The sequence below is a fragment of the Algoriphagus alkaliphilus genome (assembly GCF_900103735.1).
In the GTDB taxonomy this organism is placed as follows: Bacteria; Bacteroidota; Bacteroidia; order Cytophagales; family Cyclobacteriaceae; genus Algoriphagus; species Algoriphagus alkaliphilus.
The window spans coordinates 20395-46308 of record NZ_FMXE01000030.1; the positions used below are offsets into that span (position 1 = coordinate 20395).

Here is a 25914-nt window from a genome sequence, read left to right on the forward strand (position 1 = left end):
CTGTAATTCTAAAGTTTATTCACTTCATTAATAGCAGTCTGAAGTCGCTTATGTTGATCTCCTGAGACAATCAAAAATGGAAAACCGCTTTCCTGCGCCAATTGAAGGTACTTTTTGAAAAAATATTGTCGCATTTCCAAGTCCGGGTATTCCCGCAGGGGATCCGGAGTCCAAGGCAAATCAGTGTCAGTGAGTAAAATCAAATCATACCTTCTCCTTCCGATTTCATCCATTACCCATTGGTCCGTTTTCTCAAATCGATGATGGGACCAAATGTGGATAACTCGCAGATCGGTATCGCAAAAGAGATAATTTTCGGCTTTTTCTGCCAGATGATCTTCCAATCTTATCTGTCCTTTTCCGATTTCCGCCAAATCTTCATAGCAATAGGGCCGATCAATTTTTTCCAGGTATTCCCTTGCAAACTCCGGCACCCAAGGTTCGTCAAAATGATTCGCCAAATCGGCCGCTAAGGTACTTTTCCCGGTAGATTCCGGTCCGAGAATAAGGATGCGCTTAGGCTTTTGCATAGATTTTTGCAGATTTGATCCAGGCGAAAAGTCCAATAGTAGCCAAAACCGTGAAAAACAAGAATTGAAAAGAGGTAAGGATTAAGCCTTTGTAGAAATACAGGGGAACAGAGACCAAGTCGGTGATGATCCAGAAAATCCAGTTTTCCACCTTCTTCTTGGCCATCAACCACATCCCAACAAATGCCGAAGCAGTGGTAAAAGAATCCCAATAGGGTACATCGCTATCCGTAAAATTGGTAAGTGTCTGTGATAAAAGAAGGTAAGAAACCGCAAAAATCACTACGGCGTACAGCCAGCCTCTTTTGTCCAACCAAGTGACAGGAAGAACTACCTGATTTTCTTTGGGATGTGTCCATACATACCAGCCATAAATCGACATGGCAAAGTAGTAGGCATTGATACCCATATCCGCATACAACTTGTACTCGAAGCAAATCCAGACATAGATCAGCGTGGAAACAAGTCCCGTCGGATATACCCAAATGCGCTCCCTTATGGAATAGAATACAGAAGCAATCCCAAAGAAGACTGCTATACCCTCCAGCCAGGTCATGTTACGAAGCCCTTCGGCAAACCCGTCCAGAAGAAATTGAAGATCCATGCTGCGAAGAAAAGGATAATTATTTGAAGATTGGAAAATTGAAAGTACTCGTCCGCCGTGGCGGATTGGAAAATTCTGGATGCGTATCACTCATTACTGACTCTCATACTTGGTTCTTGGTACATTGTACTTGGTACTGCTGGCACTTTACTTTCAGACAATTACTAACAAGTGCCAACTTTTCTTATACTTCCTCTGTTTGATCCTTAACTTTGCCAGCTATGACTTTAAGCACTTTACCCGCTAAAATCGACTTCGATTCCCTCGATCCGAAGGAATTCATCATCATCAAAAACGCCCGGGTCAATAATCTCAAAAGCCTTAGCGTCGCCCTTCCCCGAAATAAATTTATTGTCATCACCGGACTTTCGGGTTCGGGCAAGTCCTCCTTGGCATTTGATACACTTTTTGCAGAAGGCCAGCGGATGTATGTGGAGAGCCTGAGTTCCTATGCCCGCCAATTCCTGGGCAGGATGGAAAAACCCGATGTGGAATACATCAAAGGTGTCGCGCCTGCCATTGCGATCCAACAAAAAGTCAGCACCAAAAATCCCAGATCCACCGTAGGCACGACCACAGAGATTTACGATTACCTCAAGTTGCTTTACTCCAGGGTTGGAAAAACTTACTCTCCAGTCTCTGGCAAAGAGGTCAAACACATCACCGTCACGGACATCGTGGATTATGTACTTTCCTTTGAGGAGGGAGCCAAAGTCATGATTTCATGTCCGCTTCAAATTGAACGGGGAAGGAAAATCGAGCAGGAATTGGAGCTTCTTTTACAAAAAGGCTACACGAGAATCTTGATCGATGGGGAAGTCTTTTTCGTCGAAGAACTACTCGAAGAAAAAAAGGTAAAGAAAGGCAAATACGAAATCCTGATCGACCGTGCCACTGTCCAAAAGGATGACGAGGACAACCAATTCCGAATAGCCGACTCCATCCAAACTGCCCTTTTCGAAGGCCATGGAGATTGCAAAATCACCGTGCCGGATGTGGAGACCAAGTCATTCTCAGACCGTTTCGAACTGGACGGAATGAGCTTCGAGCTCCCGTCTGTCAACTTTTTCTCATTCAACAATCCCTTTGGCGCCTGCAAAAGATGTGAAGGTTTTGGGAATGTATTGGGGATCGACCGAGATTTGGTCATTCCGGACAAAGAGCTTTCAGTCTATGAAGGAGCCATCGCTCCCTGGCGAGGGGAATCCAGCAGACAGTGGTTGGAACCCTTGCTGAAAAAAGGCATCGAATTCGACTTTTCAATTCATCGATCTTATGGAGAACTGACGGAGAAAGAGCAGGAATTGATATGGACTGGTAACAAGTACTTCCAAGGCTTGAATGCCTTCTTCGAAGATCTGGAAACCAAAACCTATAAAATTCAGTACCGCGTAATGCTATCCCGATTCCGTGGACGAACGACGTGTCCGGATTGCCGGGGTACTAAACTGAGAAAAGACGCCTCCTATGTCAAAGTCCAGGGAAAATCTATCACCGATATAGTCCTCATGCCGATTGAGGATGCACTTGCTTTTTTCCAAAAAATCGAACTCCCTCCCCACGAAGCCAAAATCGCCAACCGACTGCTAAAAGAAATCGTCAGCCGACTGGAATTTATGGATCAGGTGGGATTGGGCTATCTGACGCTCAATAGACTGACATCTTCCCTCTCCGGAGGAGAATTTCAGCGGATCAAACTAGCTACTTCCTTGGGTTCGGCGCTTGTAGGCTCCATGTATATTTTGGACGAACCCAGCATCGGGTTGCACCCGCGAGACACGGACCGACTGATCGGAGTACTAAAAGAACTTCGGGATCTCGGCAACACCGTGATCGTGGTGGAGCACGAGGAAAAAGTGATGAAAGCATCAGACCAAATTATTGACATCGGACCGGATGCCGGAGTGAAAGGTGGAGAATTACTTTTTCAGGGGAAGATCGAAGATCTGATTACTACCGGAACCACCTACACAGCAAAATATCTGAGAGGGGAAGAGAAGATTTTCATCAAAAACGGTAATCGAAAATGGAAAGACTCTATTACTGTAAAAGGTGCCAGAGAAAATAATCTTAAGAATCTAACCGTCCAGTTTCCGCTCAACACGCTCACTTGCGTCACGGGAGTTTCAGGTTCGGGCAAGTCCACTCTGATCAAGAAGGTACTGTATCCTGCTTTGGGGAAAATGCTGGGAACTGTCATCGACGAGAGCGGGAAATATGACAAAATCGAAGGTGACCACAAGCAAGTGACCCAAGTGGAATTTGTGGATCAAAACCCGATCGGCAAGTCATCCCGCTCCAATCCGGTGACGTATGTGAAAGCCTATGATGCGATCCGAAACCTATTTTCGGAACAAGCTATTTCCAAGCAAAGAGGCTATAAACCGGCATTTTTCTCATTCAACGTAGACGGAGGTCGATGCGAAGCCTGTCAAGGTGAAGGTACTATCACCGTGGAAATGCAGTTTATGGCGGACATCCACCTGACCTGTGAATCCTGTAAAGGAAAGCGATTCAAAAATGAAATCCTCGAAGTGAAGTTCAAGGACAAAGACATCTCAGAAGTGTTGGGAATGACAATCGATGAGGCTTTGGAGTTCTTCAAAGGCAAAACTCAGATCATCAATAAGCTTCAGCCACTTCAGGAAGTAGGTTTGGGCTACATCGGAATGGGTCAAAGCTCGAATACACTGTCAGGTGGAGAAGCTCAACGGGTGAAATTGGCCTCATTCCTCGGAAAAGGCGGCACCAAGACAGGTGATCACATCCTATTCATCTTCGACGAACCTACGACCGGCCTTCACTTTCACGACATCAGCAAGCTGCTTCATAGCATTAATGCACTAATCGATCAAGGTCACTCAGTCATTATCATCGAGCACAATACCGAAGTCATCAAATCCGCCGATTGGGTGATTGACTTAGGACCTGAAGGAGGACACAAAGGGGGACATCTGACCTTTACCGGTACTCCGGAGGATTTGGCAAAGGAGGAGGAGAACTTTACGGGGAAATATTTGAGGGAGAGTTTTGTTTGATTTTCAAACCTGTCAGGTTTCGGAAACCTGACAGGTTTTTCTATATTCGCAAGCACAATCGGGATCTTAGCTCAGTTGGTTTAGAGCGCTGCTTTGACAGAGCAGAGGTCATGGGTTCGAATCCCTTAGGTCCCACTGGTTTAGCCACAAAGGCACAAAATCACTAAGATTTTGTGCCTTTGCTTTTTCTAAAACTTAGCGTCATCGCGCCTTCGTGGCCTATAACCCTCTCAAAAATTCCTTCAATCCCATCGCCCTCACTTTTTCCGAAAGCGGATAGCCATCCTCAATCCGACAGATAATCACACCTTTTTCTGCCTCGGTATCCTCCATACTGATCTGCATGCCTTTGCTGAGTTTGGGTGAAAGGGTGTTTTTGATTTCAATGGCGGTTTTGACCACGCCATTTCTCACTAAAAGCAGGTCACACTCTGCTCCCTGATGGGTTCGGTAGAAGTAGTACTCATACTCCTCCCGAAGTGTGGCAATAATCTGCTGAATCACAAATCCCTCCCAACTCGGACCCACAAGCAGCTGATTGATCAGCGAGTCCATTGTGGTCACTCCCGTCAGCGCATGCAGCAGTCCCGTGTCACGGATAAATACCTTAGGCGACTTGACCAGTCGTTTTTTGATGTTTTGGTGGAAAGGGGCCAAGACCCGAACCATAAAGGATCCCTCTAAAAACTCTAAGTATCGATTGACCGTCGGTCGGGTGATGCCAAGTGCTTTGGCAAAACTTTCCGCATTCCAGATTCCTCCCTGCGCATTGGCAAGCATCATCCAAAAGCGCTCCACCAGCCGGGGATCGGTGCTAAGTCCGATTTGTGCAAGATCCCTTTCAAGATAAGTTTTGATGAAGTTTTGTCTCCAAAGCTGAGATTCACGATCACTTTTAGCCAGGAAGGACAAAGGAAAACCACCACGAATCCAGAGTTTTTGGAGTTCATCGGAATCAATCTCCCCCAAGTAAAATGGCGTTAATTCGAGATAACCGATTCGTCCAGCCAAAGAATCTGCGCTTTTGCGGATCAGGTCTGGAGAAGCAGATCCCAGTAGAATAAATCGTCCAGGTTCCCGCTGCTCGTCGATCAGACTTCTGAGTTCGGCAAAAAGCTCCGGCATCAATTGGATTTCGTCAAGAATGACCGTTTTGTCAGCATGAGCTTTCAGGAAAAGTTCGGCATCGACCAATTTTGCACGATCAGAGGCTTTTTCCAGATCGAGGTACAGACTTTCTTTTTCCAAAATCAGGTTTTTGACTAGCGTAGTCTTCCCTACCTGTCTGGGACCCAAAAGACCTACAGCAGGGAAAATCGAGAGATATTCCTGAAAAAGAGGAAGTATTTGCCTGTCTTTTACCATCAAAATCGAAAGTGTAATTTACGTATTTCATGGTAAAAGTAATAAAACCAATGGAAAACCCAAATCATTTTACCATGAAAATCGAAAGTGTAATTTACGATTTTCATGGTAAAATCTATTTTAAAAATTGGGAGTTATGCCGACAATTGCCGGATAAGCAATGAAGATTTCCTTCTCCAGAAATTTCTTTTTCTCAAATCCCTACAAATCAAACAGCGTTCCCGTGGCTCCGCTAGGCTTTATTTTGAGATGGGTATAGGCCAGTTCGGTAGCCATTCTGCCTCTTGAGGTTCTTTTCAGATAGCCTTCCTGGATCAGAAAGGGCTCATAGACCTCCTCGATCGTTTCGGCTTCTTCCCCGCAAGCAGTGGCAATCGTACTGAGTCCAACCGGTCCGCCTTTGAATTTTTCGATGATGGTCATCAGGATTCGGTTATCCATTTCGTCCAGTCCGTTTTCATCCACATCAAGTGCATTAAGGGCGATCTTGGCGATTTCGAGCGTGATGGTTCCATTACCTTTTACTTCAGCAAAATCCCGGGTCCGGCGTAGGAGCATATTTGAGATTCGGGGAGTACCCCGACTTCTTCTGGCAAGCTCATAAGCGGCTACTTCATCAATTGGCGTTTGAAGGATTCCTGCCGAGCGAATCACGATGTCTGTCAGAAGCTTTGCATCGTAGTATTCCAATCTGGAATTGATCCCAAATCGGGCGCGAAGTGGGGAAGTCAATAAACCGGAGCGTGTCGTCGCACCGATTAGAGTAAACGGGCTCAAAGAAATCTGGACCGAACGCGCATTTGGACCCGAATCCAGCATGATGTCAATCCGAAAATCTTCCATTGCTGAATAGAGGTATTCTTCAACGATCGGATTCAGTCGATGAATTTCATCAATAAAAAGTACATCCCCTTCCTCCAGATTGGTGAGCAAACCTGCCAAATCTGAGGGTTTGTCCAGCACAGGTCCTGAGGTGATTTTGATGCCTGCCCGGAGTTCATTCGCGATGATGTTGCTCAGGGTAGTTTTTCCCAAACCCGGAGGCCCATGCAAGAGCACATGATCCAAGGGTTCTTTCCGCATTTTTGCAGCATAGACGAAGACCTTGAGATTCTCTATGATCTTGGCCTGACCGGTAAAATCGTCAAAGCTCAAGGGTCGCAATGCCCGCTCAAACTCCCGGTCTTTTGGGCTAAGCTGATCTTCGTCTCCTTTCAGGTAGTCTTCTCGCATGTTTTTTTCGAATACAGACAAATATAAACAAAACCCTATGCGGAGAACTTCCTCATTTTGTTCACCCTGACAAAAATTGACCTAAATTCGCCTTCAAATAAGCAGAAATGAATCCCAACGCCCGGAAAAACATCATTTATTCCTTGGTCCTCTTTGCTATGCTATTATTAGTCTATGCCTGGCGGACACGGGAAGGCAAACCCGTAATTGATACTTCCGCCAAATCAGTGACAGGGAAAGTTTCCTTTTCGGGAAAAACCATGGGCACAGCTTTCCAAGTGAGCTATTTAGATCCTTCTAATCGGGATTTTCAACCCTCCATTGATTCACTTTTAAATGTGTTTAACCTTAGTGTGTCAGGTTACGAACCTACCTCTGAAGTCAATCGCCTGAATCTAAAAGACACCTTAATTTCTCCATCAAAAACCTTAGTCTCAGTATTGAAGGAGTCAAACAAAATGTATGATTTGACAGCTGCCGCACTGGACCCCACTCGATCTCCCCTAGAAAAAATCTGGTCTTTTTCCCCCTCAGGAGTAAAGCTGCAGGATAGCACCGATGTTCGGATTTTTTTGTCTTTGGTTGGGCTAAAGAAGGTCATCATCACAGATTCACTAATTCGAAAATCTCCCCCCGGCATACTTCTGGACTTTTCCGGATCGGCAAAAGGCTTTGCGCTTGATTTGATCGGTGAGTTTTTGGAAGCCAAAGGCATTAAAAACTTTCTCATCCAAATCGGTGGAGAAAACCTGGCCAGGGGCGTAAATGAAAAAGGTGAGCTTTGGAAAATCGGGCTTTTCCATTTGGTGGACAGCACCCAAACGAAATCCGAGGGCATCGTGGCACTCCAAGATCAGGCGATTTCTACTGCCGGAAGTCTCGAGCAATTCTACACGAGAGATTCCATTAGGTTGTCCTTCACGCTGGATCCCCGAACGGGATATCCTGCAACTAATGGATTGCTAAGCGCCACAGTCATTGGTAGGGATGCAAAAACTGCGGATGCGCTTGCCGATGCATTGATGGTGATGGGCTGGAGAGAGGCAATTCGCATGGATTCTATCCGTGACGATTTGCAGATGCTTTTGATTTACAACGAAAAAGGGGGAGGACTAAAACAGTATATCAGTCCAGAATTAGTCCGATTTTTATCCTTTCCTGTAAATTAAAAAAGCCAAATGCAACACTATTGAATTTTCTTACCTTTGCATTGGTTATTACCTGCAACGCTTTTTCCCAAAATAGGGAAAAGCTGAAACTCAACTCATGGGAATAAATTTTCTGCTTCTTTTTTCCACCGCCATGATCGCAGGGTTATTGGTGTTTATTTTTCCGGCTTTTCGGGATAAATATTTCAAACTGTTATTGGTTTTTGCAGGATCTTACCTTTTCTCGATCACTATCCTTCATATTATTCCGGAGCTTTTTGACAGTGGATTCAGCAGTACCCGGATGGGGCTTTACATTTTGATTGGCTTCCTTTTTCAACAGATCCTTGAGTTTTGGTCCAGTGGGATAGAGCACGGCCATATTCACAAGCATCAAAGTGAAACTTCAAAGGGCGTTTGGACTCTAATGTTGGGACTGTTTATCCATGCATTTCTGGAAGGAACTTTACTTTCGCATGGGACAGCCATGGCTGAGGAATCTTTGGCGGTAAGTCACTCCCACAGTGACAATACCGTTTTGCTTGGGATCATCATGCACAAAGGCCCTGCTGCTTTTGCCTTGGCGGCAGTTCTTTCGGCTTCTTTGAGTAAAAAATTGACAATAATTTTACTCACCATCTTTGCTTTGGCTTCTCCTATGGGGATGTTTTCCAGTGCTTTTTTCATCAATCAGGGTATGCTTTCCAAGGAAGGAATAGGACTGTTGTATGGATTGGTCACCGGAGGATTTTTGCATATTTCAACAACCATCTTTTTCGAAAGCAGCCCCCATCACAAGTTTCAGATGAATAAGTTGCTGGTGACATTTTTGGCAGCCGGATTGGCGATTGCATCGGAGTATTTGATGTGATTTTAATTTTCCTGCTGAAACAGGAAATTTTTCTGTTCGATTAATGGCGTTCTAATAACCCGAATTGAGGTAAGACGTTTCCAAAAAACTTTGGATTTTCACAGAAAAGCATTTGGATTCTGTCGGCAGATTCAGGTATTTCATTTTTGAATGAGAAAGCGGAAAATTCTATTCCCAAATAGCCATTTCGACCTTCTTTTCTTTGTTTTTTACTTTAAACCCTAGAAAAATATGCCTAATTCCCCAGGCCGGATGTCTGATTATTGGAAGAAAAACCTCCGGACACTTTGGATCTTACTCTCTGTTTGGTTTTTAGTCTCATTTGGATTCGGAATAATATTGGTTGAACCACTTAACCAATTCAAAATTGGAGGCTATCCACTTGGGTTTTGGTTTGCGCAGCAGGGCTCCATCTACACCTTCATTATCCTGATTTTTGTATATGTGGCACGAATGAATAAGCTGGATAAGGAATTTGACGTCAACGAAGATTAATTTTTACCATGGACATACTTACCTGGACCTATATACTCGTCGGCCTTTCTTTTGCTGTTTACATCGGTATTGCGATCTGGTCGCGTGCCGGCTCGACCAATGAGTTTTACATCGCTGGAGGGGGCGTTTCCCCATTGGCCAACGGCATGGCGACAGCGGCGGACTGGATGTCTGCAGCATCCTTCATTTCCATGGCAGGATTGATCTCCTTTTCCGGATATGATGGTTCGGTCTATCTGATGGGCTGGACTGGCGGCTATGTCTTGCTTGCGCTGTTGCTTGCACCTTATTTGAGGAAATTTGGAAAATTCACCGTACCTGACTTTGTCGGCGACCGCTATTACTCCAACAAAGCCCGGGTGGTGGCAGTGATTTGCGCGTTGTTTATCTCCTTTACCTATGTCGCCGGACAAATGCGCGGCGTGGGGATTGTCTTTTCCCGTTACCTGGAAATTCCCATCGAATGGGGCGTGGTGATCGGGATGTGCATTGTGTTTTTCTATGCGGTATTGGGGGGAATGAAAGGAATCACTTATACCCAAGTAGCCCAGTTTTGCGTGCTGATTTTTGCTTATATGGTTCCTGCGATTTTCATTTCCATGCAGCTGACGGGAAACCCTATCCCTCAGCTAGGTTTGGGTGGAAGCGTGGCGGACGGGACTCCACTTCTGGCAAAACTGGATGGAGTGCTTGCTGATTTGGGCTTTGCCGAATACACTGCCGGAAGAAAAGGGATGGCAGATATGCTGATGATCACTCTGGCATTGATGGTCGGGACAGCCGGATTACCGCACGTAATTGTCCGCTTTTTCACAGTACCGAGAGTTAAAGATGCACGGCTTTCAGCAGGGTATGCCTTGGCTTTTATTGCGATCCTATACACTACTGCTCCGGCGGTAGCAGCATTTGGAATCTACAACGCGATCAATTCCACTTCAGAAAAGAATATTTCCGAATTGCCCGTGTGGGTTCAAAACTGGCAAAAAACCAATCTCATTTCTGTCGATGACAAAAACGGAGACGGCAAAGTCCAATACCTAGCCGACCCATCGGCCAATGAACTGAGCATTGATAAGGACATTATGGTCTTGGCAAGTCCGGAGATCGCAAACCTGCCCAATTGGGTAGTGGGATTGGTCGCAGCAGGAGCGATGGCGGCAGCACTTTCGACAGCAGCAGGCTTACTCTTGGTCATCTCCACTTCCGTATCCCGTGATTTGGTCAAGACTTTCAATCCCGGAATTTCGGAGAAAAAAGAACTTCGAATTGCCCGTATTGCCGCAGCCGGAGCGGTGTTATTTGCGGGATATTTCGGAGTAAATCCTCCCGGATTTGTGGCCGAAGTAGTAGCCTTTGCCTTTGGATTAGCGGCGGCATCCTTCTTTCCGGTGATTATTTTGGGAATATTTTCTACCCGAATAAACAAGGAAGGGGCCATCGTGGGAATGGTTTCAGGTTTGATTTTCACTATTGGTTATATTACTTACTTCAAATTCATCAGCCCAGAACTCAATACCCTGGAGCATTGGTGGTTTGGAATATCTCCGGAAGGCATCGGTTCCCTCGGCATGTTGCTCAATTTTCTGATGTGTTATTTCGTTTCGAAATTCACTCCTGCCCCACCTCAGCATGTTCAGGATTTGATTCAGGAAATCAGGATTCCGAAAGGGGCGGGATCAGCACATAATCATTAGAATTTCAGCACCCAAAAACCTAAAATATAATGAGTGATCGATTACATACCCTCAGTGGATACCTCTACGAATACCAAAAAAGCATAGCTCAGCCCGAAGAATTCTGGGCTAGAATTGCCGATTCCTTTCATTGGAGAAAACGTTGGGACAATGTCCTGAAATGGAATTTTGATGGACCGGATGTGAAGTGGTTTGTCAATGCCAAGCTGAATATCACGGAGAATATTTTTGAGCGGCATCTCTACACGATCGGAGATCGTCCTGCCATAATTTGGGAACCTAGTGAACCTAACGAACCCACCAGAACGATCACCTATCGTGAGCTCTTTGTGGAAGTTTGCCGATTTTCGAATGTTTTGCAAGATAAAGGAATCAAAAAAGGCGATCGGGTAATTATATACATGCCGATGGTGCCTGAGGCTGCGATTGCCATGCTTGCCTGTGCCAGAATCGGAGCCATTCATTCCGTGGTTTTTGCCGGATTTTCGAGTAATGCACTCGCCGATCGGGTGATTGACTGTGAGGCCAAGGCAATTTTAACTTCGGATGGCAATTATCGGGGCAATAAGAAAATCGGCGTGAAATCCGTGGTAGATGAAGCCCTGGAAAAATCATCCGTGGAGACCGTGATCGTCTACCAACGAACCGGTCAGGAAGTCACCATGAAAGACGGCCGTGATTTTTGGTGGCATGAGGTCATGGCAGGGCAATCGGAAAAGCATGTGGCCGAAGAAATGGACAGTGAGGACATGCTTTTTATTCTATACACCTCAGGCTCTACAGGCAAACCCAAAGGAGTGGTGCATACCACCGGAGGCTACATGGTTTATACCCAATATTCATTTTCGAATGTATTTCAGTATTCGCCCGGAGATGTGTACTGGTGTACAGCAGACATCGGTTGGATTACAGGACATTCTTACATAGTCTACGGGCCACTCTTGGCTGGAGCCACTACCCTGATGTTTGAGGGTGTTCCGACCTACCCGAACCCCAGCAGATTTTGGGAGGTAATTGAAAAACACAAGGTGAATGTGTTTTATACCGCTCCTACCGCCATCCGTGCACTTCAGGCTTTCGGCACTGATCCTATCCAAGGGTATGACCTGAGTTCGCTCAAAGTTCTCGGATCAGTAGGTGAACCCATCAACGAGGAAGCTTGGCACTGGTACCACACACATATTGGGAAAGGAAGATGCCCGATCGTTGATACCTGGTGGCAGACTGAAACCGGAGGAATTTTGATTTCTCCTCTAGCTGGCATCACTCCTACCAAGCCGGCATACGCCACTTTGCCACTGCCCGGAATCCAGCTTTGCATCGTAGACCCGGAAGGAAATGAACTGAAAGGAAATTCTGTAGAAGGAAATCTCTGCATCAAATTTCCCTGGCCCTCCATGATCCGGACGACCTATGGGGATCACGATCGGTGCAAGCAAACGTACTTTTCTACCTATAAGGGAATGTACTTCACCGGAGATGGAGTGAAGCGGGATCATGACGGCTACTACCGAATCCTAGGTCGAGTAGATGATGTAATCAACGTCTCAGGACACCGAATGGGAACTGCCGAAGTGGAAAATGCCATCAATGAGCATCCAAAAGTCATCGAATCAGCCGTAGTAGCTTATCCACATGAAGTCAAAGGTCAGGGTATTTATGCCTATGTCATCTGTGATATGACCAACCGAACGGAAGAAAATCTGATAAATGAGATTAAAGAAATGGTTTCTAAGATTATTGGACCCATTGCTAAGCCGGATAAAATTCAAATTGTGCCGGGACTTCCAAAAACCCGATCAGGAAAGATCATGCGTCGAATTTTGAGAAAAGTGGCCGAAGGAAGTCTGGACAGCATGGGCGACACCAGTACTTTGCTGGATCCGGATGTGGTGGAGAAGATTATTGAAGGAAGGAAATAATTTATAGATACAAGATTCGAGACACAAGATATTAGACTAGATAAAAAAGGAGTTTTACAATTCTCTTTCTAATCTTTTGGAGCGGAATCTTCCTCCTCTTTGTCGATTTCTATAGAATTCACAATGGAGTCTGGTGAGTCCATTTCCTGTTTGTAAAAATTGTGGACACCTACCATAAAGGCCACTATCAATGCCCACATTAGGCGTCGAAAAGGTCGAAAAACTCTGAAAATTCGGTTCATTTTCAAGGGCTTGAATACAGGCTCCTTCAAGTTCGGGGCCAAAAATTAACTTTGTCATTTTGGCAGGTAATTTCTCAAATTAGGTACTTCATCATGAGTAACGTCATTGTCAACCGAGTCGCGGAGTTTCTAAAGAGATTCCCTCCTTTTTCCTTTTTGGGAGATGGAGATCTGACCCGTGTGGCTCAAAGTGTAGCAGTACACTATCTAGAACAAGGCGAGATTTTATTTCGGCAAGGTGAGGCCGCAAGACCTCATTTTTTCATTCTCAGGGAAGGGATCATCCATTTGGTAGAGACTTCTCAAAAGGGCGAGGAAATCCGGGAAGTATGCGACGAGGGGGATGTATTTGGGGTTTTGGCTTTATTGGGTAAAAGGCCCTATCTCCTGACTTCCAAAGTCATCGAAAACAGTCTGATTTATGCCATTCCAGTTGCTGTTTTTGAAAAAATTCTGGAGGAAAACAGTCGCGTCGCGCTCTTTTTTGCAGCAGGATTTGCGGCAGGGCAAGTTGTAGTCAGGCAGGATCTTTCCCAGGGACAAAAAGCAAGAAGTGAGTTAAAAAAAGCATCGGGAGATCATCCCCTTTTGATTTTTTCGGATCAGTCAGCAGTCAACTTTTCCGAAAAGGTATTGAATTGCCCTCCTGAAACATCAATTCAAAATGCCGCAAAAATGATGGCAGAAGCTCAGGTCAGCAGTATTGTAATTTGCGATTCCCAGGATTTTCCATTGGGTATTTTGACAGACAAAGATTTGCGGAGCCGAGTTTTAGCTTCGGAAATTTCACCTCAAAATCCGGTCTCACAAGTCATGACCAGACCGGTGATTACCCGAAAGAAGCAGGATGGTTTTTCCAACCTTTACCTGACAATGATCCGTCATCGTCTGCACCACTTGGTGCTGACTGAGGATGGCACAGACCAAAGCCCGGTGTGCGGGATCATTTCGGACCATGATGTGTTTCTCTCGATGGGAAACAGCCCTGCTGTACTCATTCACGGACTGATGAACACGCAGGAGGTGGGTGAAATGCGGAAAATTCGTGATCGTGCGGAACAGATGCTTTGCTATTACCTCGAAAATGAAGTTTCCATGGAATTCGTCGCCTCGGTCATGACCGAAATCAACGATGTGATCATCCGGCAGGCCTTGGAAATCTCAAAAACCCAATTGAAAGCCCAGTATCCTGAAATGAACTCCACCCGGTTTTGCTTTTTATCCATGGGAAGTGAGGGCCGGGAAGAACAATTGCTTCGAACCGATCTGGATAACGCCATTCTCTATGAAGATGTGGCCGAAGGACTTCAGTCCAAGGCTACCGAATATTTCCTCAAGTTGGGTGAAGGCGTGGTTGAAGTCCTTTTGGCATGTGGCTTTGATCCCTGTCCGGGTAAAATCATGGCAAGCAATCCGGAGTGGGTTCAGCCCCTTTCGGTTTGGAAGAATTATTTTTCGGATTGGATTCTTCACCCCTCTCCGGAAGCTTTGATGAAGGTTTCGATTTTCTTTGATTTTAGATTTGTGGCAGGCAGTAATGCTTTGGCTGCTGAACTCTCCGATCATATCTATCAGGAAATCGGGAAGAAACAGATTTTCTTAAATTTTTTAGCTCAAAATGCGATGAAAAACCCACCTCCCCTCGGTTTTTTCAGGGATTTCGTTGTGGAAAAATCAGGTGAAAACAGAGATCAGTTTGACATTAAACTTCGGGCAATGTTGCCTTTGACAGATCTGGCTCGTTTGCTTGTACTGAGTCATCAGATTGTGGGAATCAACAATACTTTTCAGAGATTCGAAAAGTTAGCGGAGCTGGAATCTTCCAATTCAGAACTTTATTCCCAAGCCGGAAAAGCATACGAAATTTTGATGCGAATGCGGGCATTGGAAGGTTTGCAAAACAAAAACAATGGACGATACATCAATCCAAAATCCTTGGGAAAACTTCAGCGGCAACTTTTGAAAAATGCCTTCGCTCCGATATCCGAGTTACAGGAAATCGTCAATATCCGGTTTCAACTAGACTATTTCAGGCGATGAGCTGGTGGGAATTTTGGAAGCCAAAACACGAACGATTGGAATTTATCCGTGATTTTTTAACGGCAAATGAGCAGACCATTCCGGGGATTCGATCCATTGACCAGTTGAATTTTACTGTATTGGATACGGAGACTACAGGATTTGACCCTTCCCGTGATTCGATTCTATCCTTTGGGGCAGTGAAAGTTTCCGAATTGAAAATCCAAATCTCCACTGCGGTGGAATGGTATCCACTTTCTGAAAACACTGGTGATAAAACAGCCCAGATTCATGGATTGGTTGACATCCCTGATCAGATTTCCAAGGAAGAATTTGTCCGGAAGCTTTTGGCGTATTTAGGCAATTCAATCCTGGTAGGGCATCATCTTGGATTTGATCTGGAAATGATCAACAGACAGCTGAGCGATTTTGGCCTGGATCAATTACCCAATGCGGGAGTTGACACCCTTAGCTTGGCGATCAGGTTGGAGCATGGTCCACAAGCTGATCAAAACAGAATCAAGATGGGTACTTATAGCTTGGATGCCCTTTGCGAACGATATGGGATTGACACGGATGATCGCCACACTGCGGCAGGTGATGCATTTTTAACTGCCCAACTTTTTCTGAAACTACTAAAAGTGGCAGAGCGAAAAGGAATTATAAACTACAGGGACTTGATAAAAAACTGGTAGTTGAAAGTAGAATTTAGCGATTAAAAAATTGCATAATTCCTTTGATATCAATGGAATATAGGTAAATTCGATTGTAAATTTTTATTCCACCATTTTTCCCCAACGCTATGTCAAAACTAAAAATTGACCCAAATCTGGTGTTGAGAGAGGAACAACTGGTACTGAGCGAACATCAAATTAGATCTATTCAAGATCTCCTCAAGTATCAGCATCCTATCACACAGAAGTACCTGGCCCTTGGAGGCTCAGGAGGATGGCTGGGGCCGAATACCACTCCGATTACAAAATGCCCGGATGGTGTAGGTTCTTTTCAGCATTATGCAAACGGATCGATTTATTATCATCCTTCCACAGGTGCCCATGAAGTACATGGGTTGATCAGAGCTCGCTGGCAATCTCTGGGCTGGGAACGAAGCTTTTTAGGTTATCCGATCACCGATGAGACCGCCACACCTGATGGCATCGGTAGGTACAATCATTTTCAGGGAGGAAGTATCTATTGGAGCCCGTCTACGGGAGCCTGGGAGGTACATGGAGCTATTCGGGCGAAGTATTCGTCTTTGGGATGGGAGCGCAGTTTTCTGGGCTATCCCCTGACCAATGAGATGACTTGTCCGGATGGTATAGGCAGATACAATCATTTCCAGGGAGGAAGCATCTACTGGTCCCCTAGCACAGGCGCTTGGGAGGTGCATGGACTTATCCGGGAGCAATGGAAGGCTTTGGGCTGGGAACGAAGTGTGTTAGGCTATCCGACTTCCGATGAATTGGCAGTCTTCGGTGGCACCGGCCGGATTTCCCATTTCCAGCGGGGAAGTATCTATTGGTCCAGCACTGCCGGGACACGGGTTTTGCGCGAGCGGGTGAGAATCCATGTGAAAATTCTCGAAAACCCTACCAGCTTTACCTTAAACCAACAATTTGCTGCCATGCAGGAGGTTTTTGCGGTGGCCGGTATTCGGGTGGATTGGGTGACTACCGAGAATCTGAGTTTGCCAACACTTACCGACGTAGATGTGGGAGGCTGCTTCATGGGGCAGACTACTGCTGAGCAAAATTCGCTATTTGGAAACCGAAACTTTATGGGCGGAAATGACCTGGTAGTCTATTATGTGCGAAGTACTGTACCCGGCTATAACGGCTGTGCAGCCCATCCTGCGGGAAGACCCGGATGTGTGGTGGTCCGATCAGCAAGTCGTTGGACTTTGGCACATGAGTTTGGCCATGTATTAGGTTTAAGCCACGTGAGTAACAATGACCGGCTGATGACCGGCTTGGGGACGTTCAACATCACCAATCCTCCCCCTGATCTGATCTCCAGCGAGTCCACCACGATGCGTAACTCTACACTCAGTACTCAACTTTAACTCTTAAATATCATGGCACAACGACGAACAACAGGGAGTAACCACGGAGCTTCTTCGACAAACGAACTCCTGGCCTTTCTCCGGCAGGATGAATTGGACTATCCTGCAGCCGCTTTGAAATTTGGAGAGGATGCACTTCCTTTTTTGAAGGAATTGGTGGCGAGCAGCGATGAAAACCTGGCAATAAAGGCAGCTTACTTGGTTGGGTTTATTCAGGGCGATGAAGCGGATAAGATTCTGGAAAATGCAGCAACGGTCGGTTCTGCTCCCATTCGGGTAGCCGCAGCCTATGGCGCACAAAAACGCAATTCAGCCGGTGCACAGGCTATTTTGAATCATTCTCTTGAGGACAAAGATCCTTCAGTGGTCAAGTTTGGCTTACTCTCTGCAAAAGCGAGTAAACTGGAATCAAACCTAAAATCCAAGATTGATAAAATCTCCAAAAATTTTCTGGATGAAACCATCAAATCTGTGGCGGGAGAGATGATGAAAAAAATGAAGTAATCAAACTCATGAACTTTTGAAAAGCTGTCCGATCAAAGGGGCAGCTTTTTTTATTTCCATTCGATGTCCGACTTTCCCGTTGCTTTTAACTGGATCTCCAGCCCGGAGGGAGTCGTATAGAATCCACCGGGGAAAATTTTCAATTCGATGATTCTGAGATCGGCAATAGGCGTCTCAAAAGCAAGTCGCTCCTGAATCCCTCCTAAACTTTCAGCCAATACTTCGGCCATTGGAAAACGAAGCTTTTGATTGAGCTGACGGATGATTTTACCCTTTTTCAAAGCTGCTGCGGTCTTTGCTTTGGGATTGTCACTTGCCAGGTGAAAATTAACCTGATCAAAAATCAAAACCTGCTCCTTACTGTCAAAGGCCGGCAAACCTACCAAGAACAATATTCCCTTGATTTGCTTCCCATTGCTTTGCTCTGCGTGAAAATCCATTTTGATTCCAAGCTTTTCTCCATAGGCTTGGGACTTGAAATTGTCAGGCCGAAATACCGTCGTCTTATTGACCCGAATGGTCTGGTTTCCAAAATTTTCCCGCAGGAGCTCATCAATTTCAGCGTAGGTCAAACGAAGAGGAATCAGGATTTCGAGTGTATTTTTCGCACTCTTATTCTCGGTCAGTTTAGGCAATGGTGAGGGCCTGCTGGGTGCGGCATCAGCCGGATGCAGATTCACTTTTCCTTTCATTCCCAAGTTGAGGTGATATCCTTCATTTGGCGAAAAATTTTCGGACAGTTTCACCGAATCAGGCTGAATGGAAAAGGCCATTTTTTTACCCTGGAAGTCCATAAAGATAGGTTGCCCCACTTCATTCCAAATCTGATCAACCAAGGGTTTTAATCGGACAAGATCCGGTTTGGAAGTCAGATGAGTTGCCGCATAATCCCGAATTTCATTTCGGATCATTTGGCTCAAATCAAGTTCCATCCCCAAGACATTAAAACTCATTTTTCCCCCTAAGTCCAGCAGTTCAAACTCAGAAATCCCCATTGACCAGTTTTCATTGACTATGGGATTGATCAGGAAAACAGGAGCAAAGGATTGGTCCAAAGGGACCTTTGATTGAAATAGATTCCGCAATCCCCCCGGCTTCAGTCCAACTTCGCCTCTGATACGAATAGGAAGCTGGATTTGGATTTTATCTTTGTCTATCGGTTGAATTTTTGTCATTCCATTTCTGGAAAAATTCAAATCTCCGACTATTCCATTGCCGAGATCCATTGCCTTTTCCTGAAAAAGAACTGGAGGAATGCGCTGGTTGAGCAGGTTTTCCAAGGTGCCTAGGGGTATACGAACCGGAACATTCACCTCTGAATATGCAGCCGGAACAAGTATTGTAGCCGGGATCAAGTTTGGATCCAAGCTTTTACAAGCACCCGAAAGCAACACGCCTCCCAAGATTAGCTTCGTGAAAAAAAATGATTTGGCACTATTCTGCATTTTCATTGTTATTAAATCGGTTTCAAAGAGGAACTATTTCGCTCTTGCAACAATTGCCCCAAAAGTAATTAATCACGACTATGAACTGGAATAAATTGACCACTGCGGCTCAAATCCAAGAGATCAAGGCCTTGAGTGTAACAAAACCTGTTTTGATTTTCAAGCACAGCACCCGATGCTCCGTGAGCAGTATTTCGCTCGATCGCCTGATGCGCAATTGGAAAACTGCCGATGAAGCTAAAGTTGTGCCATACTTTTTGGATTTGATTGCCAATCGTTCGTTGTCAAATCAAATTGAAGAGGAGTTTAATATTCCTCATGAGTCCCCGCAGGTGATAATTATCAGAAATGGCCAATCGGTATACGATACTAGTCATTATGGGATTTCATATCCTGAAATCATGGCCCAGGTTTAGAGTTTTTAAATTTTAAAAGGGAAATAAACCACTTATCCCCCTATGGGGCCACTCCCGTTTTAGGGTGATTCATGGTTAAACCTTTCCCTTTTTCACTCAGTCAAAGGAATTGAATTTTGAACTGATTATGAAGAAACTATACGCATTAATTCCACTGATTTTTAGCCTTTTTTTGGCTTATTCAGCTTACGGGCAAGACCGACCGGAGCGAAAATTCACCGGAAAAGTAATCGACGGTGTAGCCAATGTTCCGATGATCGGAGCCAACGTACTGGTGAAGACCGTTACTGATTCACTTTTGACAGGAACTGTCACGGGGGCCAACGGCGCATTCGAAATTGCCCGACCGGATATTCCATCTGTGAAGGTGGAAATAACCTTTATAGGCTATAAAACCATTACAATTATTCACCAGATCAGGCAGGCGGTCGCTTTGGGGGATTTGATTTTACTGGAAGATACCAAAGTACTTGGGGAAGTGCTCATCGAAGGTCAGATTCCGGTCGGAGAGCAGCGCGGCGACACCACATCTTTCAATGCGAATGCTTTCAAAACCCAAACCAATGCGCAGGCGGAAGATCTGATCCGGAAAATGCCCGGAATTACGATTCAAAACGGACAAGTGCAGGCTCAGGGAGAGCAAGTACAGCGCTTCCTCGTGGACGGAAGGGAGTTTTTTGGCAATGACCCAAGCATCGCTTTGAGAAACCTCCCCGCCGATGCGATTGACAGAGTAGAAATCTTGGATCAGCGCTCAGATCAAAGCCGTTTGACTGGTTTTGATGATGGCAACTACACCAAAACGATCAACATTATCCTTCGATCAGATAGGAAAAACGGTTCTTTTGGCCGATGGTATAGCGGATATGGAACAGATGATCGATATGCAGCGGGGGGTAGTTTAAACTTCTTCAAGGGGGATAAGCGAATTTCGGTATTGGGACTGTTCAATAATATCAACCAGCAAAATTTCTCCAGTCAAGACCTGGCCGGAATAACGGCAAATACCGGTGGCGGCGGAGGTCAAAGGGGTCCCGGTGGTGGAGGTCCCGGTGGTGGAGGCCCCGGTGGCGGTGGTCGCTTTGGTGGGGGAGGAAATAATAATTTCTTCGTAGGTAATTCTGGTGGGATCGTTTCTACCAATGCAATAGGCTTGAACTATTCGGACAAGTGGGGTCAAAAAGTCAATTTCTCGGGTAGTTATTTCTTCAACAACACGACCAACTCACTTCGTCAGATTACCAATCGCGAAACTGTTGTCAATGAAAATCTTCGGCAGATTTACCAGGAGAATCTGATTAATACCGTGGACAATAACAATCACCGGGCAAATGCCAGAATTGAGGCAGATCTGAATGAGAAAAACTCCATAATCATCACCCCAAATATCTCTTTCCAAACCAACAGAACCTTTGGTGATCGAGACGCTTTGACTACCACAAATGCCGGTGACTCACTTTCCGCATTGAGATCTATCGCCGATGCAGAGACTAAGGCGTTCAACATTTCCAACAACATCACTTACCGCTACAAATTCGATAAAGGAGGAAGGACGCTATCGACGGATATTTTCACAGCATGGAACAAGCGGGATCAGTTTTCAACTCTTTTGGCGGCTAGTCAGGATTACCGTCGCAATTTGGTCGACACTGCTGATCAAGAGACCAACTCGCTCAACAATGGCTTTAACTACCGAATGAACGCCACTTGGACTGAGCCGCTAGGCGAAAAATCCATCGGAACTTTTGGCTACCAAATTGCCAACAACAAAACACGGGCTGATCAGAAAACACGAGTTCTCAATCAGGAAAATCTTTACGCTCTGGACACGGCACTTTCCAATGAGTTTGACAACAAATTCATCACGCAGCGACTTCGGTCAGGCTATGCTTACAATAATCAGGGCTGGAACGTCAACCTTAACCTTGATTACCAAAATGCCAGATTGGATAATGAGGCATTTTTTCCGAATCCGGGGGTTTTTCAAAGATCCTTCAATAATATTTTGCCCAGTGCAAATGTCAACTTCCGAAATCGGGAAACAGGCTTTAGCTGGAGAATGCGCTACCGCACAGATACCAACGAACCGAGTGTGGCAGAGCTTCAGAACGTGGTCAACAACCAAAATCCGCTTAACCTCCGGGTAGGAAATCCTTCCCTGGGCCAAAGCTTCAACCACAACATATTCATCAATATCAGCAAGGTGAATCCGGAGAAATCCCGCACACTGTTCACCTTTGCAAATTATTCTTCCACCAAAAACTTCATCGGAAACAGTACCTTCCTTGCAGTCCGGGACACCCTGATCAATGGTGAAATCCTCCTTCGTCCGGGTGGACAAATCTCCAGCCCCGTCAATTTGGAAGGTAATTTCCGGGCTTCAGTCTTCATGACCTATGGTGCTCCGATCAAAATGATCAAATCTCAATTCAACACCAATTCCCGAATAGGCTTCAACCGGATTCCCGGTATTATCAATGGTGAAAGTAACTTGAACGACAACCTTACGCTTAGCCAGGGAATCACGCTAAGCTCGAATATCAGCCAAAACGTGGACTTCTCGATCAGCACCACAGGTTCATACAACATCGTAAACTCTTCGCTTCAGCAAAATCTGAACAATAATTTCTACCAGCAGGAATCCAACATCAGACTGTACTTCTCCTCCCAAAATGGTAAGTACTTTATGGGAAACAATGTTGCTCATTCGCTTTATACAGGCCTTTCCGAAGGATTCAATCAGAACTTCTTCCTGTGGAATATTGAGGGCGGAATTCGCTTTGCAAAAAACAATAAGGCAGAGCTAAAAGCAGTGATCTTTGACTTACTCAATCAGAATAACAGCATCACACGGACCATCTCAGATGTTGCAGTGACCGATGTATTCACCAATGTCCTTACGCGCTATGGCATGGTGACTTTCACATATATCCTCGGCAACTTCAAGCAGCCGGAGGCTGCGCCTCAGCAGCCTTGGCAAATGGGAAGACCGGGTGGTGGGGGACGAACTTGGTAAGGAGTGAAGTGAGAATTTAGAAGTCAGAAATAATACTTAAAGCCTGCTGAGATATTTCAGCAGGCTTTATGCGTTTTCAAAAAGACAACATTCCATTCGGAATTAGTATTAAAACCTTCTTTATACTACTATTTCGCCTTTTGCAAAAAAAAACCAGTCCTGTATTTTTAAGAGTGGTTAAGAAAATAGATTTTAAACTTGACGTAATTATTAACCGCTAAAAATTCATATTTATGAGAAAGATTAAAAAATTATTAATCTGAGGGCTATTTTGTTTTGGGGTAGCCTTCATGTTCAACAGCACTGACTCCAATGCTCAGGGGGCAGGTCCTTTACTAGGGTGATCACATTTGTTGTCAAGCCAATTCTTCAGGTTGTACGGATCGTCAAGGTATTTTCTGACCCACAGATGAAAACAAATTGATTGAATTAGACAGCGAAGGAAAAAGAAAAGCAGGTTATGGAAAATGGGAGAAAATTCCCTCGAGATCGGATTTGGACAATTATTTACTAGGTACACTGAATAAAGGGTGGTTCAGAGCAAGTCCAGACAAGAAACTCTTTGTAAAGGCAAGTATCTTCAGAGATAGGCTCGAAATTTTTGACTATCAAACCAAAGAATTTGTGGTTGTTGACGGTCCACGATTAGAGCTTCCAAAATTTGAGATTTCAGGATCAGGAGCAAATTCAGCGTTAATTTTTAATCCTGAAGAAGCTTATGGTCACCGAGACATTGCATTTGGAAAATCATACATTTATGATCTTTACGGGGGGTATAATGAAATGCATATTCAGCAAACAAATGTCATCGCAAAGACTGTTTATGTCCTCACAACTAAAGGTGATATGGTCGCCAAGTTAGATCTAGATCGATCCGTAAGAAGTATTACAGTAGACGAATCCTTAGGCAAAATCCACGGAATCACAACAGACGAAGACCCTGGCATCGCAGTGTTCGATATTCCAAAAGAACTGCTTAAAAATTAGGAAAAAAATAAAAACCTCCTTGAATCAATTCAAGCAGGTTTTTTAAATGTTTTGAAAGAATTCTTTCAATTACATCTTAGGAAGTACCACGCTATCCACGGAGTGAATCACACCGTTTGACTGCCAAACGTCGGCAATTGTAACTTTAGACTGTCCACCGTTTGCATCCGTGATGTAAAGGTCTTTGCCTTTCATCCAGGCCGTCAACGTTCCACCTTGTACAGTGGTCAATGTTGCTTTGCCATTTCCAGCTTTGATCGCAGCTGCGATTTCTTTGGAACCCATTTTACCGGCTACCACGTGGTAAGTCAATACTGCCTGTAATTGTGCTTTGTTCTCTTCTTTCAAAAGTGTCTCAACTGTTCCTGCTGGAAGTTTTGCGAAGGCAGAGTTCTCAGGGGCAAAAACTGTAAAAGGACCTGCAGTCTGTAATGTCTCTACCAAACCTGCAGCTTTCACTGCTGCTACCAAAGTAGTGTGGTCTGCGGAGTTTACTGCATTTTCCACGATGTTTTTAGAAGGGTACATCGGCGCGCCGCCCACTTCTACTGTTTTTTCCATTTGGCCAAACGCAGCATTTGCTGTCAGGAATACGAAGGCTGCGAAAGCCATTTTGAATAATTTGTTCATAAGTTTTATTGTTTTGGTTTTTCTGATATGGATGCACTTACGTGTGAGATTTCGCAGGTGGATTGAGTGAGATTCAGATTTTTTTGAAAAAATGATAAGGCAGCAAAGAGTTACATGTTGACTTTTGCTCCCAAAAGCTCAAAATTGATAGCTTTGTGGCTGGATTAATTTGCAGCCATGTACCAAGAGAAAATCGAAGCGATCAAAGCCGCAATAGCCGCCGCCGACGCGACTACCCCTGACCAACTTGAAGCGTATCGAATGGAGTTTATCTCCAAAAAAAGTGTCGTTGGGGAGCTTTTTGCAGCGATGGGACAGATCCCGAATGAGGAAAAGCGAACCTACGGTCAGGTAGTCAATTCAGTGAAGCAATTGGCTGAGGAGAAGTTTCAGGAGCTGATTGAGAAAGTTTCTTCAAGCAACAAAAAGTCAAAATCTGCCGATATCGACTTGACTTTGCCTCCTTCCAATTATCCTTTGGGTGGAATCCATCCACTTACCGCTACCCGTCAGCGCATCATCGAGATCTTTGAGCGCATCGGGTTCAACCTTTCCGAAGGGCCTGAGATCGAGGACGACTGGCACAACTTTACGGCATTGAATTTCCCTGAAAATCACCCGGCACGTGAGATGCAGGACACTTTTTTCATTGAAAAAAATCCCGATATCGCACTTCGTACGCACACTTCATCTGTGCAGGTGCGGGTGATGGAAAACCAAAAGCCTCCGATTCGGACGCTATCTCCGGGTCGTGTGTACCGAAACGAGGCGATTTCTGCCCGTGCTCATTGCATTTTCCACCAGGTGGAAGGACTCTATGTGGATGAAAATGTAGGATTTGCGGACTTGAAGAATACGCTTTACCACTTTGCCAAGGAGATGTTTGGAAAGGAAACTAAAGTGCGATTCAGACCATCGTTTTTCCCATTCACCGAACCCAGTGCTGAGATCGATATTTCCTGCCTGATCTGCGGAGGAAAAGGCTGCAATGTCTGCAAAGGAAGCGGTTGGGTAGAGATCGGAGGCAGTGGAATGGTCGATCCAAACGTCTTGGAAAACTGTGGTATTGACTCCAAAAAGTATACCGGATTTGCATTCGGAATGGGTATTGAGCGGATTGCAATGCTAAAGTATCAGATCAAAGACCTACGCTTGTTTACAGAAAATGATGTGCGCTTCCTGAGTCAATTCAGGCCGTTGTTATAGAGAAATTGAAAAAGGCTGATCGAGAGATTGGCTTTTTTGTTTTCCCACAGATCACCACGGATAAGGGCACAGATTTTCACTGATAAGGTTCTTTGGGAAAAAATGTGAGTTCTTTTTGTGTGAGAATCCGTGGGAAACATTTAAAAACAAGCCTATTTCATCGTTTGTTGAGAAAAAGGCGAAATCCATAAAAAATGATTTAAATTAACTGTATGAAAATTACATTAGAAATCGATAGTGAAAAGGCTTCAGCCTTCCTCAACTTCATTAGAAGTCTTGATTTTATCAAAATCAAAGTTCAGGAGGATTTTGAAGAGCCTACCAAAGAAGAAATCCTACAAAGCATCGAAGCAGGATTGAAAGAAGTGAAAGATCACTTGGAGGGAAAAATTAAACTAAAAGAGGCAAGAACATTTTTGGATGAGCTTTAAAATACTTTTATCAGATACTTTTCAGAGAAACTTCAAGCAATTAGCAAAGAAGCACT

Annotated in this window: 22 protein-coding genes and 1 tRNA gene; 16 read left to right on the forward strand and 7 right to left on the reverse strand. The window is 44.9% G+C overall.

The features are described from left to right. Positions 1-8: 8 nt before the first annotated feature. Both BLQ81_RS17155 and pnuC read right to left on the reverse strand, forming a co-directional pair. Positions 9-530 (reverse strand): AAA family ATPase, encoded by a 522-nt coding sequence (locus BLQ81_RS17155; protein WP_092732648.1) that lies wholly within the window; start codon positions 528-530, stop codon positions 9-11. After that, on the reverse strand, positions 517-1134 hold the full coding sequence (pnuC, locus tag BLQ81_RS17160) for a nicotinamide riboside transporter PnuC (protein ID WP_092732651.1): 618 nt from the start codon (positions 1132-1134) through the stop codon (positions 517-519). Before pnuC ends, BLQ81_RS17155 begins: the two co-directional genes overlap by 14 nt. A 221-nt stretch (positions 1135-1355) precedes the next feature. Here pnuC and uvrA point away from each other — a divergent pair, with 221 nt between their 5' ends. After that, the gene (uvrA, locus tag BLQ81_RS17165; RefSeq protein ID WP_092732654.1) at positions 1356-4172 is read left to right on the forward strand and encodes an excinuclease ABC subunit UvrA; all 2817 of its coding nucleotides are present in this window, start codon (positions 1356-1358) and stop codon (positions 4170-4172) included. Between the two features lie 60 nt (positions 4173-4232). After that, a tRNA-Val gene (locus BLQ81_RS17170) sits at positions 4233-4307 on the forward strand. Between the two features lie 84 nt (positions 4308-4391). Here the strand turns inward: BLQ81_RS17170 and BLQ81_RS17175 are convergent. Both BLQ81_RS17175 and ruvB read right to left on the reverse strand, forming a co-directional pair. Then, complete coding sequence (locus BLQ81_RS17175; protein ID WP_092732658.1) at positions 4392-5537, reverse strand: ATP-binding protein; 1146 nt, start codon at positions 5535-5537, stop codon at positions 4392-4394. Between the two features lie 201 nt (positions 5538-5738). Continuing rightward, positions 5739-6770 (reverse strand): Holliday junction branch migration DNA helicase RuvB, encoded by a 1032-nt coding sequence (gene ruvB / locus BLQ81_RS17180; RefSeq protein ID WP_092732662.1) that lies wholly within the window; start codon positions 6768-6770, stop codon positions 5739-5741. Positions 6771-6877: 107 nt separating this feature from the next. On the opposite strand from ruvB, the gene BLQ81_RS17185 reads away from it, so the two are divergent. The 5 genes from BLQ81_RS17185 (at position 6878) to acs (ending at position 12900) form a co-directional block, all read left to right on the forward strand. Continuing rightward, complete coding sequence (locus BLQ81_RS17185; protein WP_092732665.1) at positions 6878-7939, forward strand: FAD:protein FMN transferase; 1062 nt, start codon at positions 6878-6880, stop codon at positions 7937-7939. Between the two features lie 97 nt (positions 7940-8036). Continuing rightward, positions 8037-8789 (forward strand): ZIP family metal transporter, encoded by a 753-nt coding sequence (locus tag BLQ81_RS17190; protein WP_092732668.1) that lies wholly within the window; start codon positions 8037-8039, stop codon positions 8787-8789. A gap of 231 nt (positions 8790-9020) precedes the next feature. Continuing rightward, a complete protein-coding gene (locus BLQ81_RS17195) occupies positions 9021-9284 on the forward strand; it encodes a DUF4212 domain-containing protein (RefSeq protein WP_092732671.1) in 264 nt (87 codons plus the stop codon). Between the two features lie 8 nt (positions 9285-9292). After that, on the forward strand, positions 9293-10978 hold the full coding sequence (locus tag BLQ81_RS17200; RefSeq protein WP_092732674.1) for a sodium:solute symporter family protein: 1686 nt from the start codon (positions 9293-9295) through the stop codon (positions 10976-10978). 29 nt (positions 10979-11007) lie between these two features. Further along, positions 11008-12900, forward strand: a complete 1893-nt coding sequence (acs, locus tag BLQ81_RS17205; protein WP_092732677.1) for an acetate--CoA ligase — start codon at positions 11008-11010, stop codon at positions 12898-12900. 68 nt (positions 12901-12968) lie between these two features. Here acs and BLQ81_RS22360 read toward each other — a convergent pair whose 3' ends face one another. Next, on the reverse strand, positions 12969-13142 hold the full coding sequence (locus BLQ81_RS22360) for a hypothetical protein (protein ID WP_175454263.1): 174 nt from the start codon (positions 13140-13142) through the stop codon (positions 12969-12971). Between the two features lie 93 nt (positions 13143-13235). On the opposite strand from BLQ81_RS22360, the gene BLQ81_RS17215 reads away from it, so the two are divergent. From BLQ81_RS17215 to BLQ81_RS17230, 4 genes are all read left to right on the forward strand, one after another. Then, positions 13236-15182, forward strand: a complete 1947-nt coding sequence (locus BLQ81_RS17215; protein WP_092732683.1) for a DUF294 nucleotidyltransferase-like domain-containing protein — start codon at positions 13236-13238, stop codon at positions 15180-15182. Next, on the forward strand, positions 15179-15856 hold the full coding sequence (locus tag BLQ81_RS17220; protein ID WP_092732686.1) for a 3'-5' exonuclease: 678 nt from the start codon (positions 15179-15181) through the stop codon (positions 15854-15856). The genes BLQ81_RS17215 and BLQ81_RS17220 overlap by 4 nt, the downstream gene beginning before the upstream one ends. Before the next feature lie 107 nt (positions 15857-15963). Then, entirely contained in the window at positions 15964-17223 is a 1260-nt protein-coding gene (locus BLQ81_RS17225; protein ID WP_092732689.1) for a hypothetical protein, read from the forward strand. A gap of 12 nt (positions 17224-17235) precedes the next feature. Next, entirely contained in the window at positions 17236-17727 is a 492-nt protein-coding gene (locus BLQ81_RS17230) for a HEAT repeat domain-containing protein (RefSeq protein WP_092732692.1), read from the forward strand. Positions 17728-17777: 50 nt separating this feature from the next. On the opposite strand, the gene BLQ81_RS17235 is transcribed toward BLQ81_RS17230, so the two are convergent. Further along, positions 17778-19172: a DUF4403 family protein gene (locus tag BLQ81_RS17235; RefSeq protein ID WP_175454264.1), complete on the reverse strand. Its 1395-nt coding sequence runs from the start codon at positions 19170-19172 to the stop codon at positions 17778-17780. Between the two features lie 80 nt (positions 19173-19252). Here BLQ81_RS17235 and ytxJ point away from each other — a divergent pair, with 80 nt between their 5' ends. The 3 genes from ytxJ to BLQ81_RS17250 all read left to right on the forward strand — a co-directional run bounded on the left by ytxJ (position 19253) and on the right by BLQ81_RS17250 (position 23591). After that, a complete protein-coding gene (gene ytxJ, locus BLQ81_RS17240) occupies positions 19253-19588 on the forward strand; it encodes a bacillithiol system redox-active protein YtxJ (protein WP_092732698.1) in 336 nt (111 codons plus the stop codon). Positions 19589-19715: 127 nt separating this feature from the next. Then, positions 19716-22604: a TonB-dependent receptor gene (locus BLQ81_RS17245; protein ID WP_092732701.1), complete on the forward strand. Its 2889-nt coding sequence runs from the start codon at positions 19716-19718 to the stop codon at positions 22602-22604. A 420-nt stretch (positions 22605-23024) separates the two neighbouring features. Then, complete coding sequence (locus tag BLQ81_RS17250; RefSeq protein WP_092732706.1) at positions 23025-23591, forward strand: BF3164 family lipoprotein; 567 nt, start codon at positions 23025-23027, stop codon at positions 23589-23591. Between the two features lie 69 nt (positions 23592-23660). On the opposite strand, the gene BLQ81_RS17255 is transcribed toward BLQ81_RS17250, so the two are convergent. Then, positions 23661-24221: a fasciclin domain-containing protein gene (locus BLQ81_RS17255; protein WP_175454265.1), complete on the reverse strand. Its 561-nt coding sequence runs from the start codon at positions 24219-24221 to the stop codon at positions 23661-23663. 177 nt (positions 24222-24398) lie between these two features. On the opposite strand from BLQ81_RS17255, the gene pheS reads away from it, so the two are divergent. Together pheS and BLQ81_RS17265 are read left to right on the forward strand one after the other, a co-directional pair. After that, a complete protein-coding gene (pheS, locus tag BLQ81_RS17260; RefSeq protein WP_092732709.1) occupies positions 24399-25427 on the forward strand; it encodes a phenylalanine--tRNA ligase subunit alpha in 1029 nt (342 codons plus the stop codon). Between the two features lie 212 nt (positions 25428-25639). After that, complete coding sequence (locus BLQ81_RS17265) at positions 25640-25858, forward strand: hypothetical protein (RefSeq protein ID WP_092732712.1); 219 nt, start codon at positions 25640-25642, stop codon at positions 25856-25858. The last annotated feature ends 56 nt before the right edge of the window (positions 25859-25914 follow it).

What these genes read in the sequence shown, in the direction of transcription:
- BLQ81_RS17200 (WP_092732674.1), top strand. Translation starts at nt 9,293, where the DNA reads ATGGACATACTTACCTGGACCTATATACTCGTCGGCCTTTCTTTTGCT.
- BLQ81_RS17155 (WP_092732648.1), bottom strand. Translation starts at nt 530, where the DNA reads ATGCAAAAGCCTAAGCGCATCCTTATTCTCGGACCGGAATCTACCGGG.
- BLQ81_RS17225 (WP_092732689.1), top strand. Translation starts at nt 15,964, where the DNA reads ATGTCAAAACTAAAAATTGACCCAAATCTGGTGTTGAGAGAGGAACAA.
- BLQ81_RS17190 (WP_092732668.1), top strand. Translation starts at nt 8,037, where the DNA reads ATGGGAATAAATTTTCTGCTTCTTTTTTCCACCGCCATGATCGCAGGG.
- BLQ81_RS17235 (WP_175454264.1), bottom strand. Translation starts at nt 19,172, where the DNA reads ATGCAGAATAGTGCCAAATCATTTTTTTTCACGAAGCTAATCTTGGGA.
- ytxJ (WP_092732698.1), top strand. Translation starts at nt 19,253, where the DNA reads ATGAACTGGAATAAATTGACCACTGCGGCTCAAATCCAAGAGATCAAG.
- BLQ81_RS17195 (WP_092732671.1), top strand. Translation starts at nt 9,021, where the DNA reads ATGCCTAATTCCCCAGGCCGGATGTCTGATTATTGGAAGAAAAACCTC.
- BLQ81_RS22360 (WP_175454263.1), bottom strand. Translation starts at nt 13,142, where the DNA reads ATGAACCGAATTTTCAGAGTTTTTCGACCTTTTCGACGCCTAATGTGG.
- acs (WP_092732677.1), top strand. Translation starts at nt 11,008, where the DNA reads ATGAGTGATCGATTACATACCCTCAGTGGATACCTCTACGAATACCAA.
- BLQ81_RS17255 (WP_175454265.1), bottom strand. Translation starts at nt 24,221, where the DNA reads ATGAACAAATTATTCAAAATGGCTTTCGCAGCCTTCGTATTCCTGACA.
- BLQ81_RS17265 (WP_092732712.1), top strand. Translation starts at nt 25,640, where the DNA reads ATGAAAATTACATTAGAAATCGATAGTGAAAAGGCTTCAGCCTTCCTC.
- BLQ81_RS17185 (WP_092732665.1), top strand. Translation starts at nt 6,878, where the DNA reads ATGAATCCCAACGCCCGGAAAAACATCATTTATTCCTTGGTCCTCTTT.
- BLQ81_RS17230 (WP_092732692.1), top strand. Translation starts at nt 17,236, where the DNA reads ATGGCACAACGACGAACAACAGGGAGTAACCACGGAGCTTCTTCGACA.
- pnuC (WP_092732651.1), bottom strand. Translation starts at nt 1,134, where the DNA reads ATGGATCTTCAATTTCTTCTGGACGGGTTTGCCGAAGGGCTTCGTAAC.
- pheS (WP_092732709.1), top strand. Translation starts at nt 24,399, where the DNA reads ATGTACCAAGAGAAAATCGAAGCGATCAAAGCCGCAATAGCCGCCGCC.
- BLQ81_RS17245 (WP_092732701.1), top strand. Translation starts at nt 19,716, where the DNA reads ATGAAGAAACTATACGCATTAATTCCACTGATTTTTAGCCTTTTTTTG.
- BLQ81_RS17175 (WP_092732658.1), bottom strand. Translation starts at nt 5,537, where the DNA reads ATGGTAAAAGACAGGCAAATACTTCCTCTTTTTCAGGAATATCTCTCG.
- BLQ81_RS17215 (WP_092732683.1), top strand. Translation starts at nt 13,236, where the DNA reads ATGAGTAACGTCATTGTCAACCGAGTCGCGGAGTTTCTAAAGAGATTC.
- ruvB (WP_092732662.1), bottom strand. Translation starts at nt 6,770, where the DNA reads ATGCGAGAAGACTACCTGAAAGGAGACGAAGATCAGCTTAGCCCAAAA.
- uvrA (WP_092732654.1), top strand. Translation starts at nt 1,356, where the DNA reads ATGACTTTAAGCACTTTACCCGCTAAAATCGACTTCGATTCCCTCGAT.
- BLQ81_RS17220 (WP_092732686.1), top strand. Translation starts at nt 15,179, where the DNA reads ATGAGCTGGTGGGAATTTTGGAAGCCAAAACACGAACGATTGGAATTT.